The 555-nt window shown below is 34.4% G+C and carries 1 protein-coding gene; it reads right to left on the bottom strand.

Annotated features, from left to right (window positions below; translation table 11 throughout):
• Nucleotides 1–555, bottom strand: a 555-nt coding sequence (locus RR876_RS17225) for a TetR/AcrR family transcriptional regulator (protein WP_332637211.1), incomplete at both ends; no start/stop codon positions are given.

The following is a 555-nucleotide window of genomic DNA, read 5'->3' as shown; positions in this document are numbered from 1 at the left end:
ATATAAAATCATATGCACGGTATGTTCAATTGCACGTTGATACATGCTTTTATTACGTAAGGTTTTTCCTGTGACCATTTCTAATTGGGTGCTAAAATCTGCATAGTTCTGTGTTAAACCCCAAATATTGATAATCAATAATTCTGGATCAATTTTATCTGATATTTTACCTTGCTCTTGCCAGTTTAAAATAACCTTGGCTTTGCGTTTAAATAGCTTTTTAAGTGGGCCTTTTAAAATCGGTAAAATATGCGGTGCCCCTTGAATAATTTCCAATGCAAAAAGCTTTGATGCTTTAGGTTGTACACGAGAAATTTCAATTTTTGTCATCAGATAATGTGTTAGAGCCTCTGTGGGTTCTAATTCAGATTCTAAGGATTGTAATGGCGCAAGCCATTTTTGCATGACGGTTGTGAGTACTTCGACATACAAAGCTTCTTTATTTTCATAGTAATAGAAAATATTCGACTTATGCATATCTGCCAATTGTGCAATTTCATCCAGACTTGCACCATTGAAACCGTATACAGAAAATACATCTAATGCAGCATTGAG

Origin of the sequence: Acinetobacter sp., from assembly GCF_036666595.1 — a bacterium.
Lineage (GTDB): Bacteria > Pseudomonadota > Gammaproteobacteria > Pseudomonadales > Moraxellaceae > Acinetobacter.
Note: the sequence above shows the minus strand (reverse complement) of the source record. Positions and strands in the feature narration are given on the sequence as shown.